This is a genomic window from Bacillus sp. FSL R10-2780 (assembly GCF_038006125.1).
Taxonomy (GTDB): domain Bacteria; phylum Bacillota; class Bacilli; order Bacillales; family Bacillaceae_G; genus Bacillus_A; species Bacillus_A cereus_U.
In genome coordinates, this window is record NZ_JBBOUQ010000001.1 from 1,561,137 (window position 1) to 1,577,662 (window position 16,526).

Below are 16,526 nucleotides of genomic sequence, written 5' to 3' on the forward strand. Positions count from 1 at the left end.
ATATCTTTATACGATAAATAGATTTTCTCTTTACAACTCGTTATGATAAAAGAAAAAGAAAGCGAGCGAACAATGAATAAAAAAATCGCGGTTATTACAGGGGCATCAAGTGGATTCGGACTATTAACGACACTTGAACTTGCGAAAAAAGACTATTTAGTCATTGCTACAATGCGAAATCTTGAAAAACAAGTAGACTTAATATCTCAAGCTACTAAACTCAACTTACAGCAAAACATAAAAGTTCAACAATTAGATGTAACAGATCAAAGTTCTATACATAACTTTCAATTATTTTTAAAAGACATGAATAGAGTAGACCTTCTCATTAATAATGCAGGATATGCAACTGGAGGCTTTGTAGAAGAAATTCCAGTAGAGGAATACCGTAAACAATTTGAAACGAACCTTTTTGGAGCTATTTCAATCACTCAACTTGTCTTACCATATATGAGAAAGCAGAAAAGTGGAAAAATCATTAATATAAGCAGTATTAGTGGCCAAGTTGGATTTCCTGGTTTATCCCCTTATGTATCTTCAAAATATGCATTAGAAGGCTGGAGTGAATCGCTTCGCTTAGAAGTAAAACCTTTCGGAATAGACGTTGCCTTACTTGAACCTGGTTCTTATAACACGAACATATGGGAAGTTGGTAAACAATTAGCTGAAAACCAATCTGATACAACCTCTCCTTACAAAGAATATATGGATAAAATACAAAAACATATTAATAGCGGCAGCAATACATTTGGTAATCCGATAGATGTTGCCAATAAAATCGTTGAAATTGCTGAAGCAAAACGTACTACATTACGATATCCGATTGGAAAAGGTGTTAAATTTATGATCTTTGCGAAGAAAATTCTTCCATGGAGATTGTGGGAGTTTCTTGTTTTGAGGAGTTTTAAGAAGATGTAACTTTAACACGAATAGTAACCATTTATCATCTTTCAGATAAATGGTTACTATTTACTTTATGATCTCAACATTTGTACCATCAATACCTATTATTATAAGTGATTGCTCTTTATATTTTTCACGAATCCATTTTAAAATTACGGTAAAATCCAAAATAATCCATCCTCTTATATCTCTCGCATCAATATTTTTTTATTATGTAGCTGGTGGAACGAAGTAAAATAGCATCGAAGTCATAAAAATAAATGCAAATAATCCAATTATCGAAAAAATATATTCTTTCGATTCTCTATCATACTTCCATTCCATCCATGTCCTTAGGATCCACGTAACCCCTAAATAAGTGAAAATGATAAACCAAATATTAGTGCTTTCGAATTTAAAGATGTAAATAAAACTAATTATTAAATATACAAAAAGCAGTCCTATTTCCAATTTTTTATGTAAGCTATTTACATATTTATTATATCCCCAAAACCCGCTCTTTGGCATATTCAATTTTTTTCTTAAAAATCGATCCAAAAAGTAGCCCGCTATACAAAAAACAAAAATTATAATCCAAAATGTATAGGTTCTCAATATCATCCCTCCTATTACTTCATTGAATTGTTTAAAATAAAGTGGACTATATTAACGGTTATTGAACGAGTATTCTTGAATGATCTTCATTAAAAATGATCGCCTCTGCACATAATAAAGGTCTTTTCATTTCTTCTCTCCTTCTTGCTTTAAATTCATACTATATTAAAGGAAGAAATATAGTATGAACCCTGTTATTATTAATGCTGCAACTCCTAATAATGAAATCAAAAACTCACGCGATTCCTTATCATATTTCCACTCCATATATGATTGAAATCCATATAACGTAATAAAAAATAAAAGAGGTACATAGCCCATAAATATACGATTTGGAAGAAAAGTGCTTATAGTAATAACAACTATATAAGAGAAAATGATAATTCTATTTCCCCACTTATGTGTATCATTCACATATTGGTTATTCCACCCTTTTTGTTTCGGTATATTTAACTGTCTTCTCGCTATTCTTTCAAAAACCAATAAAGATAGCACCCATAAAATTAATAAAGCTATTTTTGTAATTGACAGAAAATCCCTCCTTTTTATTTTTTTACTTTAATTTTCTCCGGCTGATCACTCGGATACGTAGCATATGCATCATTTTCATAATCCCAACTAATAATGGTAGCACTATCTCGTCCTAATTGATGATGAACGTGTTCTAACACATTATGAATATTTTCTTTTAGCCCAATATTATTTCCATTCATATCATTATAAAGATTTAATGGTGTTTCATAACAGCGTTCCCCGCATTCTAATACCCCATCTGTCACCATTACAATTCGATTCTTTCCAGTACGTAATTCACGAATTCCTGAAGAATAGCAAGGAACGGGTAAATCAAACGTGTTTACATTTCCAATCCATTCGTAAAAGTGGCGTTGATTCAATGTATATTGTCCTAATTTATGTAATTCTTCATGAAATACATAAACCAAGCAATCACCTATCGAAAGCTACCATATGTAATTTTCTTTTCTTACGCATATTAAGCAAGCAGTTTCACCTTTTACCCTTTCGCACTTTTCTTTAAATGAGGGGGATTGAAAAATCGTAAGTATATAATTTTCAACAGATCGAAATACGATTTCAATTGATTCTTTCATAATCGCTTTTATATTTTCATATTCTTTTTGGATTGTATTTACTACTAAATCAACACTTTCTGCACTATTATGTCCGTCTAATATAACGGTGAATTCCCAATCACCATTCGACCAAACTAATGCACCGTCTTCATTCTTTTTTGCTCCGGCACTTATATTCCCGCCGTATTTACCAAGTACGATATCACCATATTGCTTTACTGAAATTTCGTCTAAACACATTTCCCTACTTCCAACCCATGAATATTGTGTATTATTTGTTGTATGCATACTCATTTACCATATACTTTCGTATTCTTTCGCATAGTTTTTTAATTTTCTCTGAATCTCCATGTGGTGCACCAGTCCAATTTGCTACTTCAGTCGGTGACCAAAACTCTTTTGGTGTATTTGGATAACGCGGTATAATGTGCATATGCATATGTGGTACACCATTTCCTGAAACGAAAGTATAAATATGTTCTGCACCTTCGCATTCTTTTAGCGCTTTACTTACTCTACTTGTTATCAGCCCGAATGCTTTTGCCTCATTTTCAGTTAATTCAGCGAGACCAGGTACATGTCTTTTTATATCAATCATTACATAACCAAGATATGTTTCTTCTTTATCCCAATGGACATGCCCAACGTATATGAGAGCATCTTCATAAATAACACCACCTGGAACTATGATGTTTCCTTTATGTTTTTCGCAAATAAAGCAGTTTTGTTCTGCTTGCTTGTTCATTGGCATATCCATCACCATCCTTTTCATATATAATATCATAAAAAAAGGAAAAACAGGTTTTATATTCCGAAAATTCACTCACTTAACTTTACAATTCCATTAAAATCATATATACGATTCAATCAAAGTTCATATTTTAAATTTGCAACTCATTATTTCTTCAAAACTGTAATCCCCATTCCAATTACAATCCCAATCGCAATTCCGATTACTAAATTATCAACAAATAAACCAGGAACTACACCGATTACAATGCCTATAGCGACACCAGTTGCCATTGCGTCATTTCTTTTTTTATTATTAGTCAAAATAGCATCTCCTCTCATAATTTCTCCCAATATAATATCCATTTACATGAACGTTGCCATCTCCTAATATATTACTATCCCACTTGAGAATTTCCAAAAAATGTACTTTATTACTTTTCCATTTCCCCCACATAATCCTCTTCGTTTGAAAGAATTTTCAAGTCACCATTACATATACATAGGCATTTACTATAAGAAAGATCAGTAATTTATTGAAGGAGGAACGATTCAAATGTATCCTCATTGGAATCCAAATATAAATCAACAATATGCTTACTCCCCCCATCCAGTAAGAAATACACTGTATCATGATTCGCAATACATGATGCAGCGCATCGCAAGCCTTGAAAGCCAATTAGCTAAATTGATCTCTTTAATCGAAGAAAATAATCATTTAATAAAATCAATGGAACAACAGCAAAACCAAGTTTGTGCACCAGCTGGAGGTTCTGTTATTGTTCGGATGTAATTGGAATTCAAAAAACACACTTTGTAGTATAAAGTGTGTTTTTTGAATTATTTTCTTTTTGTATAAAACCCTTGCGTAATTCGGTCTAATATAATCGCAATCACGACGATAGCTAGTCCAGCTTCAAATCCCATTCCGATGTTTACTTGTGTTACAGAGCGATATACATCGACGCCAAGTCCTGGCGCTCCTACAAGTGAAGCTGTTACAACCATCGATAACGAAAGCATAATACTTTGATTCACTCCAGCCATGATCGTTCCGGTTGCGAGTGGTAATTGTACTTTAAATAATTTTTGTGATGCGGTAGAGCCAAAAGCATTCGCAGCTTCAATTAAATCTTCTGGAACTTGTCTAATTCCTAAGTCTGTAAATCTGATTGTCGGTGGCATAGCAAAAATAACGGAAGCGATAATGCCTGGTACGACGCCTACCCCAAAAAATGTTATCGCGGGAATGAGATAGACGAATGCTGGCATTGTTTGCATAAAATCTAATGTCGGTTTTAAAAATTTTGAGAAACGTTCATTTTGCGAAGCTAAAATTCCAATTGGGATTCCTACAATTATTGAAATAATAACAGATGTAAGTACGAGTGCTAATGTTTGCATCGTTTGTGCCCAGTAGTTAATATTTAAAATAAATAATAATCCAATGAGTGTAAAAATGACTAAAGATAATTTTCTCGTTGTGTACCAAATGAGGAAACATAGGATAATAATCATCAATATGGCTGGTATTATTGTTAAAAAATTAGTGAGTAAATCAACGAATCCGCCGATAATATAGGAGAATCCTCGGAACAAGCCTTCAAAGTGCTCATATAAACTTGCAACAAATGAATCGACCCATTCCCCTAATGGAATACGCGGTATACTATTCATCGTCTTTCACCTCTTCCTCAATGTTACCTGCAAGAGCTTGAATGACACTTTCACGTTTAATAATTCCTCTTAACCTTTTCTTCTCATCAATTACGGGTAACGGATATTTCATCTCCGCCATTTTTGCATACGTTTCTTCAAGTAAAGTATCTAAATACACATGCGGAATATCGTTAAGTAATAAATCAGCAATCGGCCACTGTTTTTGTACTGCTTTACTTGCATCATCCGCAGTTAATATACCTAAAAACTCATACTTTTTGTTTACAACATATACGGTAGAAACACCTGCATTCCTCATAATTTGAAGTGCTACACGTGGTCCACGATCAATTAATAAAGTCTCCGGTCGTTTTAATATAGATTCCGCCGTAATTACTTTTCCTAAATTCACGTCCGCCACGAATTTCTCTACAAATTCATTGGCAGGACTCATCATAATTTCTTCCGGCGTTCCAATTTGAACGATTTCTCCATCTTTCATTAATGCGATACGATCTCCAATGCGAAGCGCTTCATCTAAATCGTGTGTAATAAATATAATTGTTTTTTCCATTTTATCTTGTAACTCTAACAATTCATCTTGCATTTCTTTTCGAATTAGTGGATCTAATGCACTAAATGACTCGTCCATTAGTAATACATCTGGATTATTCGTTAGTGCCCTTGCGATTCCAACACGCTGCTGCATACCACCACTAAGTTGACTTGGGTAATTATCTTTATGATGATCTAGCCCTACTAACTGTAGCGATTCTAACGCCTTATTTTCTCTTTCCTCTACTGGAACTCCTTGAATTTCTAACCCGTACGCAACGTTTTGTATCACTGTACGGTGCGGAAATAAAGCGAACTTTTGAAACACCATGCTCATCTTCGTTCTTCTTACTCTTCGCAACTCTTCTTTTCCCATCGTTGCGATATCTTCACCATCTATGTATATATGCCCCGCTGTCGGTTTAATTAATTGATTTAGCATTCGAACCAATGTAGATTTCCCACTACCAGATAAACCCATAATAACGAAAATTTCTCCAGTGTATACTTCAAACGTTGCCTTTTTCACACCAACGTTCATTCCTGTCTCCTTTAAAATTTCGGATTTGCTTTTTCCTTCTTTTAATAAGGTAAGCGCTCGTTGCGGATGTTTCCCAAATACTTTTGTTACATTTTCAACACGTACCTTTGTATTATCCATGTCACTACTCCTTTTCTGCCCATCTATTTACATAGTGTTGCGATTTTGCAAAGAAATATTACATAAAAATGACATTCATAAGCTTTCTTTAAAATTCTCGTTTCCGTTCATAATAAGAATGCTTACTTATACATTTATTTAAAAAGGCAAACGTTTCTTAGGAGGGTTTCGATGAAAAAGAAAATATGGCTTATATGCCTTGCATTATTTATTACTATGATTTTCACTTCATGTAATGCAACAAATGCAAATTCGAAAGGGAAAATTAAAATAGGTGTAACAAGTTGGAAAGAAAATATTGCAACTGCAAACATGTGGAAAGTTTTATTAGAAGAAAAAGGCTACAAAGTTGAGCTCATGTATTTAGAAAAAGCTGCGATTTGGACTGGAGTCGCACGTGGTGATGTCGATGCAAATTTAGAAGTATGGCTTCCAGTTACTGATCAACCATTAAATGATCGTTATAAAGATGACATTGTCTTAAAATCAAAATGGTATGAAGGTACCGGGCTTGGTTTAGTCGTCCCTTCTTATGTGAAAAACATAAACAGCATCGAAGATTTAAACGCTCATAAAGATGAGCTAGATAATAAAATCGTCGGGATTGAACCTGGCAGTAGCCTTATGAATTTAACGAATAAAGCAATGAAAGAATATGATATAAAACTCAAACTTGTCCAATCTTCAGAAGCTGCGATGATGAGCGAACTAAAGAAGGCATATACGAAAAAGAAACCAATCGCTGTTACGCTTTGGAATCCGCATTGGGGCTTTTCAGAATTTGACTTAAAATATTTAAAAGACCCTAAGAAAGTATATGGTGAAAAAGATGACATTTATTACTCAGTTCGCAAAGGTTTTGAAAAAGATCATCCGGATATTGTGAAATACTTTGATCAATGGAAAATGAATGATGAACAGCTTGGTACGTTAATGGTCATGTTAAATAAAACGAAAGATCCAGAAGAAGCTGCTCGAAAATGGATAAAAAAGAATCAATCGTTAGTCGATGAATGGATAAAAGATTAAAAAAGTAGGCTAGAGAATAAAATATAATCTCTAGCCTACTTTATGTTATTTTTTCGTAACAACATCATCTACAATCCCATATTCCTTCGCTTCTTCTGCAGTCATAAAATAATCTCTTTCTGTATCATGAGCTACCTTTTCTACTGGTTGCCCTGTTCGATCAGATATGATTTTGTTAATATCATGTTTTAACTTTAATATTCTTTTTGCTGTAATTTCAATCTCCGTCGCTTGCCCTTTTACACCGCCGAGCGGTTGATGAATCATGATTTCACTGTTAGGGAGCGCAAATCTTTTTCCCTTTGCGCCAGCTAATAGTAAAAGCGCACCAAATGATGCCGCAAATCCCATACAAAGTGTTTGCACATCTGGTTTAATAAGGTTCATCGTATCCAATATTGCAAATCCCGCTGTCGTTGAACCGCCCGGACTATTGATATACAGGAATATATCTTTTTCTGCATCTTCCGCTTCTAAAAATAATAATTGTGCTACTACACTGCTTGCAACTTGATCGTTAATTTCTGAACCAATCATAATAATTCGGTCCTTTAATAATCTTGAATATATATCATAGGAGCGTTCTCCTAATTTCGTTTGTTCTACTACGTAAGGAATTGCATTCATATTAAATCCCTCCATCTATTTTATGCCGCACTAAGCATACAACTGTAAGAAGAAGGTTTTTTCATACTGAAGAATAACACCGGTTGTATTGATGGTAACTTAGTGAAATCTATTGTTGGGAGAAGTTTCGTCAACAATTCAGGTCTTTCTTCACGAATAGAAGTTACAACGATTTCAACATCATCCGTGTACTCCACTATTTCAATACCTTCTTCACTTACCGTTTTCAGCCTATTTCTACTCCTAAATAACGATGCTTTCACTGCACCTTCTGATACCGAACATACTTTAGCAATATCCGCGATACTATATTGAAAAACATCCTTTAATAATAAAATTACGGATTGTTGCACATTTAACGAAGATAATACTTTCCCTACCATTTCATGCAAATCTGCAATTTTTTCATGTGGTTCTTCAAATGTATTTTGCTGTTCTAACTTTTCTTGAACGGATTTTGATTTCATTTGATCTAACCATTGATTTCGAGCAATTTTATACAGAAGCGTTATACAAATTTTCTTCTCACTATACTTTTGAAGAACTTTGCAAATTGCTTCTTGGGCAAGGTCTTCCCCATCCCATTTATTCTTCGTCAAAAACGTACAGTACCTTTTTACCTCTGCATAATGTTCAATTAATAAATTTATATTTGAATGATTCATATCGATATGATCCTTTAAAACCTGAGTTACTTTTGTGCACAAAATAACCACTCCTTTTCAGCGCTTACTTATTAAACGATTGAACAAATAAAAAAGTTACGGGGCTTATAATAAATTTTATGTTTATGTTCATGAATACGGGTCATAAATATGTTATATAGCATTTTACATGAGGAGGAATCAATTTGCCAAAATTAACAGTTGAAGGTACCGGAACTTTTGATGTTGAGGAAGGAACGAAATTAGTATTAGCACTTGAAGATAACGGTGTACACATTCTTCATCGTTGCGGTGGCAAAGCAAGATGTACAACTTGCCGAGTTGAAGTCATTGCAGGTGATTTTTGTGAGGCTACAAATGATGAAAAACAAGCTATTACGGAAAAAGGAATTGAAGACCACTTACGATTATCGTGCCAAATGCGTGTACATAAAGATATTACTGTTCGCCCTATACTTACAGTTGAAAATTCCGGTTTAGATGCTGGACCACGTCCGGCGGAGTAAAATGATGAATTTAAAACAGCTAGCCGGTGAATATGCTGCTGGCTTTGTAAAAGATGGTATGAAGGTTGGACTTGGTACGGGTTCAACTGTATATTGGACAATACAAAAGTTAGGTCAACATGTAAAAGAAGGGTTATCTATTCAAGCTGTACCGACATCAAAAGAAACTGAAGTATTAGCAAAGCAACTATCTATTCCGTTAATCTCTTTAAATGAAGCCGATATACTCGATCTCACAATCGATGGAGCAGATGAAATCAATAATGATTTACAATTAATAAAAGGTGGCGGTGGTGCATTACTTCGCGAAAAAATTGTTGCCACCTCCTCTAAAGAACTTATTATTATTGCAGATGAATCCAAACTCGTTTCACACTTAGGTGCCTTTCCACTTCCTATTGAAATCATCCCCTTCTCTTGGAAGCAAACTGAAAAGAGAGTTCAATCTTTAGAATGTGAAACACGTTTACGTATGAAAGATGGCGGACCATTTATAACTGATAACGACAATTTAATTATTGATTGTATTTTTCCAAACAAAATACTGAATCCAAATGACACACATACAGAGTTAAAGATGATTACCGGTGTAGTTGAAACAGGATTATTTATCAATATGACGAACAAAGCGATCATCGGAACAAAAAACGGGATAAAAGAATATTAACCATTTTAAAGGCTGACTTTTGCAAGTCAGTTTTTTATTTTTCATAGTATAACATTACAGTATGATATACTATGAAAACACATTCATATCACACTAGAAAGGGCTGAACAATTTGCAATCCAAACTCATAACAGAACTTACTGATTTAGAAACTGCCTTTTACATTCGAAAAGAAGTATTCGTAAAAGAGCAAGGTGTCCCTCTTGAGGATGAATTCGATACATATGACCAAATTGGCGAGCCATGCAAACATATATTAATTTATTATAATGCGCTCCCAGTAGGAACTGGCCGTATACGATTCGTTGACGGAATGGGTAAACTAGAACGAATTTGTATTTTAAAAGACTATCGCAAATACGGATTAGGAAAAGTAATCATTCAAAAATTAGAAGAGATTGCTCGAAACAAAGAAGCAAATAAAGTGAAACTACACGGTCAAACACAAGCTGAAGGGTTTTATGAAAAATTAGGCTATCAAACTTCTTCTGATGTATTTATGGAAGATGGTATTCCGCACGTTCTTATGACGAAAGTGTTATCATAAGAAAAAGGTGTAATATAAATCTGCATTATTGGTTTATATTACACCTTTTCTGTATCCTATTCTAATTCTTCTATTTCATAAAACTTATCATATTCTTCTCTGTATTGAAGTTTTAATTTTTCTATTAAACTTGCATCTGCTGAAATAATATCAATTACATCTGAATTTATATATAACAAATAAGTATCGTTATAAAAAGAAATATACGCTTGCTGACCACCATTTACGATATACTTGCAATACTTATATACTTCATCTTTATGTACACCTTTAATCGTAGTAAATATTATTGTACTTTTAAGATCATCATCGTCTACTTGCGTTTCTGTCCAATTTTTAATCTTCATGAATCTTCCAATTTTTGTTTTCTCATTTATTCTCTTACTTTTACCATATGTTATATAACCGGAAGTAAATGAAATATCAATTGCATCAGGACTTTTAAAAAGTTCAGTCAAAATCCCTCTTAATTTTCTCAAATTACCCTCAAATAATTCAGTGTCAAATCTAATTCTATTTTTCGCCTCCACTTAGAAAAAGGGTGTGGCTCTCATATCATCAAAATTCACATTTAGTATTTTCATTCTTTCCATATAATCCATTCCTCGCTTCATATAGACACTTTTCACATGTATATTTTTAATACCGACTTGTAAATTTAATAATTTCATCAACAGCTTTTTTATACCCACCTGATTTTTGGAAAGACTCCTTCATATTCAAAGCAGTTTCTTTGAATGAAGAGTTATTTAATAATAGATCTACACTTTCACGTAGTTGATCCTCAGTTAATTCTTTCATATGTAACTTAATTCCTGCCCCAAGATTCTCCACTTGCTTTGCGATTACTGGCTGATCCGCACTTTGCGGAATTACAATTAGTGGCACCCCATTATAAAGTCCTTCATGTGTACTATTCATTCCACCGTGTGTAATAAATAATTTTGTATATGTAAGTACCTCAATTTGTGGAACATAATTTTTCACAATGAAGTTTTTAGGAATCTCACCTAAATCACTTATTTTAGTCTTTTCACCGATAGACATAACAATAGTATAATTGGTATTCTCAAACGCTTTAAAACAAAGTTTATAGAAAGTAATGGACTCGTTAAAAACCGTACCTAGTGAAATATAAATGAGACTTTTCCCTTCGATTGTAGTAAAATCGAAGTTTTCTTTTCTTAATTGTGTAGAAATAGATGGTCCTACAAATTTATATGATTCATCAAAAGTTTCTCCAAAAGGTTGGAACTCCCTCGTTGTATAAACAATTGTAAGTGGTGCAGGATTACAGAAAACTTCATAAGGTGATTTAATTTCAACACCATATTTTTCTTTAATTCCTATTGTTAAGTTTTGATAATCATTTTTAATTTTTTCAATAGATTCATCTCGGATATTTTTCGAAAGATGTTCTAACATTATTGTGAATGATTTTTCATCCTGCGCAAAAGATGTACATGAATTAATTGCTGGCAGCTTAAGAATTTGAGCAATTAGATGTCCACAGCCAAACATAGAATCGTGAATGATGTAATCAAAATGTTCTCCTTCAATTTGTTCAAGAACACTCGGTATAATAACATCTGCTGTATGTAAAAGACCATTTATTCTTTCTGGTAAATAATTTCGACCACCGGAAAGAAAAGCTTTTATAAACTTTTGGTCGTCAATTGTTCGTACAGTAGCCCCTGTTTTTTCAATACGCTCCCTGAAAGCTTCTATTGAAAAATAAACTACCTCTTCACCGCGGGAAATTAGTTCTTCTACAACTTTAATGGTTGGATTAATATGACCTTCTGATCCAGCGTTAATGAATAAAACACGTGCCAATGTAAACACTCCTTAGGTTAAATGATTTCTATGTTGTCATTAGAAGTACAGACACTTTCCGTACTCCTATCTTTTATTCTTCTTCTAAATGGACCTAGCAAGCCTAAAACCAAGATCATCTATATGAAATGTAGGATGGCTACGGCGGCGACAAGTAGCACCGCACCCTCTCGCTCCTTCAGCCCAGCTACCACCCCGGAAAATTCGGTACGATCCATACACCTTTTCATCATACAAATCGTAACACCATTCCCAAACGTTCCCTAACATATCATATAATCCCCATGCATTCGGTTCTTTTCCCCCGACCTCATGAATATGTCCATCTGAATTTTCATTATACCAAGCAATCTCTTTAAGCTCTCCATATATGTATCCAGTAGTTCCTGCCTTACACGCATATTGCCACTCTGCTTCAGAAGGTAATCGGTAGCCATTGGAATCTAAGTTACAACTAACAATTTGACCGCTATCACTAATAGAATAATACTCTTTTAATCCCGCTTTTTTTGAAAGTAAATTACAAAACACAATCGCATCATTCCATGAGATATTTACAACTGGTTCATTATTATATTTGAATATATTTGGTGTATTATTCGTAATAGCATCATATAATTCCATCGTTACAGCATATTTTGCAAGAAGAAATGGTTTAACTTGAACTTTCCATTCTTTTTTTATTCGATCATCTCTTAATACTACCTCTCCTGTTGGAACTTTTACCATATAAGAATCAGTCGAGCGAATGATTTCATTCAATATTATCCCTCCATTCAAAATGGAACATAAATTAATGCTTTTAACGCACCAATTTATACTTACTGCACTTCCTTTAAGAATCGTTGAACCTCATTTGGTGTTTTTAAAATAATAACTCTTTTATCCTTATTTAATTGATCGATTCTTTTTAAAATTGCAGGTCTTTTCGTCTTAGGATATTCCCATATCCATTTAAAAAATTGCAAGTCAAACCTTTCTTCACATCCAGCACCCATATCCGGTCTTGTTTTATTCCGATATTGCACAATTCTTTTAAAAGCACGATAAACACATATTGTTCTATGAATATCAAGAAAGATAATTGTATCCGCTGCGTTAATTCTTATGTCCATTGTCCCGCCATAATTCCCATCAATAATCCACTTTTCTTCTTTAATTAAGTCATTTTGAACTGTTCTTTGTTCCTCTCTCGGAACACCTACCCAATTCGGTTTCCAAAATAACGCATCAAGATGATACACCTGTATTTTTAGTTTATTTCCTAACTGCCTTGCTAATGTAGATTTGCCTGAACCACCAGAACCAATTAATATAATTTTTTTCATAAATGGCTCCTTTTTAAAATCCCTTATTTCTTCCGTAATATAAACTCACCAAGCATTCCTACTCCCACACCAATTGTGTAAGCCACTAAATCACTCCATAAAAATCCGTAACCTAATACGAGTCCGCCTAAAGTCGTTGCGCGAATGCTATCTATCCATTCCGCATGGTACAATTGGCTAATTTCAATCCCGTAGCAAAATATCAAACTAATAAAAGCTAATTTCCTCGTTTCTATTTTAGGAAACAAAAATCCAAATCCAGTGAAAATCATTAATGCCCATAATGCATCACCTAAGTAGTCATTTAATAGATCTGGCAATACAAAAGCAAACTTTCTCGAACTAAGACCTACAATAACAACAACTATAGTAAACAGTGCATATAGTAATCTGTTTCGTTTCGTATTCATTTCAAAATCTCCTAATATATAATCTAAAACTGCAAATAGCTAGTAAAATATAATCATTTTACTAGCTATTTATGGTCGACTTCACTTTGTATTTAATCCAATAACTCTTGCTGCTTTTTCTTTGAAAATGATTGTAGTACTAAATCATACGACCAATCAATCATTTTATTAATTTGTTCTTGTTCTACACCCTTATGTATATAAACTGTATTCCAATGTTTTTTATTCATATGATATCCAGGAATAATTGTTTCCGGATAATCTTCTCTTATTCGCAAGGCAAGTTCTGGATCACATTTTAATGTAATCGCAGCTTTTTCACCTTCTTCATGATTCACTATCGCAAATATTTTATTATTGATCCTCATACATGTTGCACTCCAGCCATCTGGAGAATCTGCTGTCGCTTTTCTTTTCGATAAACAATATGCTCTTGTTGCATTCATTCTAATTGGCACCTCTTATTCTTTCACTATTTGATTACGATGCATCACAATTTGCTTCGTCGCTTGAAACTGCTGTTCACCATAAAACTTTATTAGTTTCTCTCCGCAAAATAGACTAACAATATCAATATGAGATATCTCTTTCAGTAACATTGTTAGCATCTTCTCACCAATACCTTTATTTCTTACACTTTCATGTACGACAACATCTTCAATATACGCCCGAAAAACACCGTCAGTAACAACTCTAGTAAATCCAATTAATTCGTTTTCTTCCCATACTCCAATTGCTATACTATTCTTTAACATTTTTTCAATATCAATTACTTTTCTTTCTGGCCACCAGCCAACAGAATCGTAAAGTTTCTTTATTTTTTCTACACAGATTGGTTGTTCATGTTGTAATTTATACGTGTACATTTTTTTCTCCCATCAACTAGTATACATAATATTATTATAATCTCTTTTCTAAAAAGTGTTGACTATGCCCTTTAGGATGATTTTCAACAACACCATATTCTCGGTATCCGTGCTTTTTATAAAATTCTGGTGCTTGGAAACTAAATGAATCTAGTAAAATGAGTCTACATCCTTTTTCCTTCGCAATTTCTTCTATTGTATGTAACAATTGACTACCATAACCATCATGGCGAACTGATTCATCAACCCATAAAAAATCGATGTGTAGATGATAAAAATACATCATTCCTGTTACCCCACCAAAGATTTTCCCTTCCTCATCTTTCACTACGAAACTTACTTGTTCCATTGGCTGTTTTACTTCATCTGACAGCACAGACATGTTATATTGAATTAATTTATTTTTAATGTATTCTCCTTCAGTGCGAGTACCATTCTCTATGCGTTTCATATATTTCTTCCTTTCAACTTAGTAAGCTATATTTAATTTTTATTTCTTCTCTTTAATATGCTGATGAATATAAATCCGCCATATGTAACAAAGCATGAAAAACCAATTATTCCTGGTACAGAGACATAGCCTTTTCTTGCATAACTTATAACTGCAAAACTAACGATTGACAATAAAATAGATGACCAAAATATAAGAGCTGTTTTTCTTCGTCTCTGTTTCGATGTACTTTCTCTCTCTTCAGAAATACGAGTGCCAAAAAGCAATACAATACAAATGAGTATCGCTGCAAAGTAAATTGTATCTAATGACAAATTGTGATCGTATAGTGCGATTCCAACTTCCAAAGCAATAATCGTTACAATTAATATGATGATCGTTGAAATTTTTAAATTTCTTTTCAATCGCTCACTCCTAGCATGCTTTCACTATATTCTTTGTATATGTATTTCAAAGCTGTTGTAATAGTTTCATCAACCTCTATATTATGAACTCGCTCGGGTAAATCTTTCCCTCCAATTACATAAAGAAACGGGAGTTCATTAAACATTCCCATTATACCAATATTTATTGTAGTGGTGGGCAACCCACCTGTCTGACAGTCTGCATATTCATTCCTCTTTTTATATCATTTTATCATCTTCTCAAAATTCGATATTAAATTTTAAAACCCCTTTTTTTGTTAAACCATATTTGTGCTTACAACAAAAAGGTAGCATGAAATTCCTTCATACTACCTTTTGAAAATAATGAACTATAAACTATTATTTACAAGGTACAGCTCTTACCTTCCGATAATAATCTCTTTATAATTATCGGAACGAACATTTCTATTCCTCCGCAGGATTTTTTGGCCCATTAAGCTTCAATTGATAAAAAGCTAAGTCTAACCATCTATTGAATTTATAACCAGCCTTTTTTATTGTCCCTGAATGAACAAACCCAAAGTTTTTATGCATAGCAATACTTTTTTCATTTTCTGCATCAATCCCAGCAATTAACGTCATATATTCTCTTTCCTGTGCAATAGCTATTAGTTCTTTCATTAAAGACGTCCCAATTCCATTTTTTCTATATTCCTTATCAACATATATCGAATGTTCAACTGAATATTTATAAGCAGGCCATGCCCTAAATGGACCGAATGTTGCAAATCCCACTACTTTATTATCTAGTTCGTATACTAAAATTGGATAACCGTCAGTCTTTTTTTGTTCATACCAATCTATTCTATTTTCAAGGGTTACAGGTTTATAAGCATATACAGCTGTTGTATAAACTATCGCATCATTATAAATATCTAAAATACATGCTAAATCTTTTTTCGTTGCTTCCCTTATCATTGTTTTCTTCCTTTCATAATGGTTATCTTCTAAATGGTTTCATATTATCGGAATTC

At 33.4% G+C, this 16,526-nt stretch carries 23 protein-coding genes and 3 pseudogenes; 6 read left to right on the plus strand and 20 right to left on the minus strand.

Annotated elements, in window-relative coordinates:
• Positions 1-72 precede the first annotated feature (72 nt).
• Entirely contained in the window at positions 73-918 is an 846-nt protein-coding gene (locus NSQ47_RS08090) for an oxidoreductase (RefSeq protein WP_002110271.1), read from the plus strand.
• Positions 919-1,113: 195 nt separating this feature from the next.
• On the opposite strand, the gene NSQ47_RS08095 is transcribed toward NSQ47_RS08090, so the two are convergent.
• From NSQ47_RS08095 to NSQ47_RS08115, 5 genes and pseudogenes are all read right to left on the minus strand, one after another.
• Positions 1,114-1,497 carry a DUF4181 domain-containing protein gene (locus tag NSQ47_RS08095; protein ID WP_001261511.1) on the minus strand — a complete coding sequence of 128 codons (384 nt, stop codon included), beginning with the start codon at positions 1,495-1,497 and terminating at the stop codon, positions 1,114-1,116.
• A gap of 165 nt (positions 1,498-1,662) precedes the next feature.
• On the minus strand, positions 1,663-1,980 hold the full coding sequence (locus NSQ47_RS08100; RefSeq protein ID WP_078174708.1) for a DUF4181 domain-containing protein: 318 nt from the start codon (positions 1,978-1,980) through the stop codon (positions 1,663-1,665).
• A gap of 62 nt (positions 1,981-2,042) precedes the next feature.
• Positions 2,043-2,879: pseudogene (locus tag NSQ47_RS08105) on the minus strand (PP2C family serine/threonine-protein phosphatase).
• Entirely contained in the window at positions 2,863-3,363 is a 501-nt protein-coding gene (locus NSQ47_RS08110) for an HIT family protein (protein ID WP_341036590.1), read from the minus strand. The pseudogene NSQ47_RS08105 and the gene NSQ47_RS08110 overlap by 17 nt, the downstream one beginning before the upstream one ends.
• A gap of 125 nt (positions 3,364-3,488) precedes the next feature.
• Positions 3,489-3,662, minus strand: coding sequence for a hypothetical protein (locus NSQ47_RS08115; RefSeq protein WP_002161523.1), 174 nt, complete (start codon positions 3,660-3,662; stop codon positions 3,489-3,491).
• Between the two features lie 214 nt (positions 3,663-3,876).
• Between NSQ47_RS08115 and NSQ47_RS08120 the strand changes: the two genes are divergently transcribed.
• The gene (locus tag NSQ47_RS08120; protein WP_078182070.1) at positions 3,877-4,113 is read left to right on the plus strand and encodes a hypothetical protein; all 237 of its coding nucleotides are present in this window, start codon (positions 3,877-3,879) and stop codon (positions 4,111-4,113) included.
• Between the two features lie 47 nt (positions 4,114-4,160).
• Here NSQ47_RS08120 and NSQ47_RS08125 read toward each other — a convergent pair whose 3' ends face one another.
• Both NSQ47_RS08125 and NSQ47_RS08130 read right to left on the minus strand, forming a co-directional pair.
• Entirely contained in the window at positions 4,161-4,997 is an 837-nt protein-coding gene (locus tag NSQ47_RS08125; protein WP_341036592.1) for an ABC transporter permease, read from the minus strand.
• Positions 4,990-6,195 (minus strand): quaternary amine ABC transporter ATP-binding protein, encoded by a 1,206-nt coding sequence (locus tag NSQ47_RS08130; protein ID WP_000370622.1) that lies wholly within the window; start codon positions 6,193-6,195, stop codon positions 4,990-4,992. The genes NSQ47_RS08125 and NSQ47_RS08130 overlap by 8 nt, the downstream gene beginning before the upstream one ends.
• A gap of 171 nt (positions 6,196-6,366) precedes the next feature.
• On the opposite strand from NSQ47_RS08130, the gene NSQ47_RS08135 reads away from it, so the two are divergent.
• Positions 6,367-7,224, plus strand: coding sequence for a glycine betaine ABC transporter substrate-binding protein (locus tag NSQ47_RS08135; RefSeq protein WP_002110276.1), 858 nt, complete (start codon positions 6,367-6,369; stop codon positions 7,222-7,224).
• A gap of 45 nt (positions 7,225-7,269) precedes the next feature.
• On the opposite strand, the gene clpP is transcribed toward NSQ47_RS08135, so the two are convergent.
• Both clpP and NSQ47_RS08145 read right to left on the minus strand, forming a co-directional pair.
• A complete protein-coding gene (gene clpP / locus NSQ47_RS08140) occupies positions 7,270-7,851 on the minus strand; it encodes an ATP-dependent Clp endopeptidase proteolytic subunit ClpP (RefSeq protein WP_002161520.1) in 582 nt (193 codons plus the stop codon).
• 20 nt (positions 7,852-7,871) lie between these two features.
• Positions 7,872-8,558, minus strand: a complete 687-nt coding sequence (locus NSQ47_RS08145; protein WP_002161519.1) for an RNA polymerase subunit sigma-70 — start codon at positions 8,556-8,558, stop codon at positions 7,872-7,874.
• Between the two features lie 143 nt (positions 8,559-8,701).
• Here NSQ47_RS08145 and NSQ47_RS08150 point away from each other — a divergent pair, with 143 nt between their 5' ends.
• The 3 genes from NSQ47_RS08150 (at position 8,702) to NSQ47_RS08160 (ending at position 10,236) form a co-directional block, all read left to right on the plus strand.
• Positions 8,702-9,022 (plus strand): 2Fe-2S iron-sulfur cluster-binding protein, encoded by a 321-nt coding sequence (locus NSQ47_RS08150; RefSeq protein ID WP_002110280.1) that lies wholly within the window; start codon positions 8,702-8,704, stop codon positions 9,020-9,022.
• Positions 9,023-9,026: 4 nt separating this feature from the next.
• Positions 9,027-9,689 (plus strand): ribose 5-phosphate isomerase A, encoded by a 663-nt coding sequence (gene rpiA / locus NSQ47_RS08155; protein WP_341038221.1) that lies wholly within the window; start codon positions 9,027-9,029, stop codon positions 9,687-9,689.
• 112 nt (positions 9,690-9,801) lie between these two features.
• On the plus strand, positions 9,802-10,236 hold the full coding sequence (locus NSQ47_RS08160) for a GNAT family N-acetyltransferase (protein ID WP_341036593.1): 435 nt from the start codon (positions 9,802-9,804) through the stop codon (positions 10,234-10,236).
• A 56-nt stretch (positions 10,237-10,292) separates the two neighbouring features.
• Here the strand turns inward: NSQ47_RS08160 and NSQ47_RS08165 are convergent.
• The 11 genes and pseudogenes from NSQ47_RS08165 to NSQ47_RS08215 all read right to left on the minus strand — a co-directional run bounded on the left by NSQ47_RS08165 (position 10,293) and on the right by NSQ47_RS08215 (position 16,470).
• Positions 10,293-10,829 (minus strand): annotated as a pseudogene (locus NSQ47_RS08165) (phosphatase).
• 46 nt (positions 10,830-10,875) lie between these two features.
• Positions 10,876-12,072, minus strand: a complete 1,197-nt coding sequence (locus NSQ47_RS08170; protein ID WP_341036594.1) for a macrolide family glycosyltransferase — start codon at positions 12,070-12,072, stop codon at positions 10,876-10,878.
• A gap of 84 nt (positions 12,073-12,156) precedes the next feature.
• Positions 12,157-12,801, minus strand: a complete 645-nt coding sequence (locus NSQ47_RS08175; RefSeq protein WP_445662102.1) for a formylglycine-generating enzyme family protein — start codon at positions 12,799-12,801, stop codon at positions 12,157-12,159.
• A 92-nt stretch (positions 12,802-12,893) separates the two neighbouring features.
• A complete protein-coding gene (locus NSQ47_RS08180) occupies positions 12,894-13,400 on the minus strand; it encodes a DNA topology modulation protein (RefSeq protein WP_341036595.1) in 507 nt (168 codons plus the stop codon).
• Between the two features lie 23 nt (positions 13,401-13,423).
• Positions 13,424-13,810: a ribosomal maturation YjgA family protein gene (locus tag NSQ47_RS08185; RefSeq protein WP_341036597.1), complete on the minus strand. Its 387-nt coding sequence runs from the start codon at positions 13,808-13,810 to the stop codon at positions 13,424-13,426.
• Between the two features lie 92 nt (positions 13,811-13,902).
• The gene (locus NSQ47_RS08190) at positions 13,903-14,256 is read right to left on the minus strand and encodes an MmcQ/YjbR family DNA-binding protein (RefSeq protein ID WP_002161512.1); all 354 of its coding nucleotides are present in this window, start codon (positions 14,254-14,256) and stop codon (positions 13,903-13,905) included.
• Positions 14,257-14,271: 15 nt separating this feature from the next.
• On the minus strand, positions 14,272-14,676 hold the full coding sequence (locus NSQ47_RS08195) for a GNAT family N-acetyltransferase (protein ID WP_341036598.1): 405 nt from the start codon (positions 14,674-14,676) through the stop codon (positions 14,272-14,274).
• 34 nt (positions 14,677-14,710) lie between these two features.
• Positions 14,711-15,127 carry a GNAT family N-acetyltransferase gene (locus tag NSQ47_RS08200; RefSeq protein WP_341036599.1) on the minus strand — a complete coding sequence of 139 codons (417 nt, stop codon included), beginning with the start codon at positions 15,125-15,127 and terminating at the stop codon, positions 14,711-14,713.
• A 32-nt stretch (positions 15,128-15,159) separates the two neighbouring features.
• Positions 15,160-15,531, minus strand: coding sequence for a hypothetical protein (locus tag NSQ47_RS08205; RefSeq protein WP_341036600.1), 372 nt, complete (start codon positions 15,529-15,531; stop codon positions 15,160-15,162).
• A pseudogene (locus tag NSQ47_RS08210) lies at positions 15,528-15,722 on the minus strand (serine hydrolase); the annotation flags it as partial. The gene NSQ47_RS08205 and the pseudogene NSQ47_RS08210, both read right to left, overlap by 4 nt.
• A 235-nt stretch (positions 15,723-15,957) precedes the next feature.
• Entirely contained in the window at positions 15,958-16,470 is a 513-nt protein-coding gene (locus tag NSQ47_RS08215; protein WP_341036601.1) for a GNAT family N-acetyltransferase, read from the minus strand.
• Positions 16,471-16,526 lie beyond the last annotated feature (56 nt).

What these genes read in the sequence shown, in the direction of transcription:
- NSQ47_RS08090 (WP_002110271.1), top strand. Translation starts at nt 73, where the DNA reads ATGAATAAAAAAATCGCGGTTATTACAGGGGCATCAAGTGGATTCGGA.
- NSQ47_RS08110 (WP_341036590.1), bottom strand. Translation starts at nt 3,363, where the DNA reads ATGAAAAGGATGGTGATGGATATGCCAATGAACAAGCAAGCAGAACAA.
- NSQ47_RS08115 (WP_002161523.1), bottom strand. Translation starts at nt 3,662, where the DNA reads ATGAGAGGAGATGCTATTTTGACTAATAATAAAAAAAGAAATGACGCA.
- NSQ47_RS08120 (WP_078182070.1), top strand. Translation starts at nt 3,877, where the DNA reads ATGTATCCTCATTGGAATCCAAATATAAATCAACAATATGCTTACTCC.
- NSQ47_RS08125 (WP_341036592.1), bottom strand. Translation starts at nt 4,997, where the DNA reads ATGAATAGTATACCGCGTATTCCATTAGGGGAATGGGTCGATTCATTT.
- NSQ47_RS08130 (WP_000370622.1), bottom strand. Translation starts at nt 6,195, where the DNA reads ATGGATAATACAAAGGTACGTGTTGAAAATGTAACAAAAGTATTTGGG.
- NSQ47_RS08135 (WP_002110276.1), top strand. Translation starts at nt 6,367, where the DNA reads ATGAAAAAGAAAATATGGCTTATATGCCTTGCATTATTTATTACTATG.
- clpP (WP_002161520.1), bottom strand. Translation starts at nt 7,851, where the DNA reads ATGAATGCAATTCCTTACGTAGTAGAACAAACGAAATTAGGAGAACGC.
- rpiA (WP_341038221.1), top strand. Translation starts at nt 9,027, where the DNA reads ATGAATTTAAAACAGCTAGCCGGTGAATATGCTGCTGGCTTTGTAAAA.
- NSQ47_RS08175 (WP_445662102.1), bottom strand. Translation starts at nt 12,801, where the DNA reads ATGGTAAAAGTTCCAACAGGAGAGGTAGTATTAAGAGATGATCGAATA.
- NSQ47_RS08180 (WP_341036595.1), bottom strand. Translation starts at nt 13,400, where the DNA reads ATGAAAAAAATTATATTAATTGGTTCTGGTGGTTCAGGCAAATCTACA.
- NSQ47_RS08185 (WP_341036597.1), bottom strand. Translation starts at nt 13,810, where the DNA reads ATGAATACGAAACGAAACAGATTACTATATGCACTGTTTACTATAGTT.
- NSQ47_RS08190 (WP_002161512.1), bottom strand. Translation starts at nt 14,256, where the DNA reads ATGAATGCAACAAGAGCATATTGTTTATCGAAAAGAAAAGCGACAGCA.
- NSQ47_RS08195 (WP_341036598.1), bottom strand. Translation starts at nt 14,676, where the DNA reads ATGTACACGTATAAATTACAACATGAACAACCAATCTGTGTAGAAAAA.
- NSQ47_RS08200 (WP_341036599.1), bottom strand. Translation starts at nt 15,127, where the DNA reads ATGAAACGCATAGAGAATGGTACTCGCACTGAAGGAGAATACATTAAA.
- NSQ47_RS08215 (WP_341036601.1), bottom strand. Translation starts at nt 16,470, where the DNA reads ATGATAAGGGAAGCAACGAAAAAAGATTTAGCATGTATTTTAGATATT.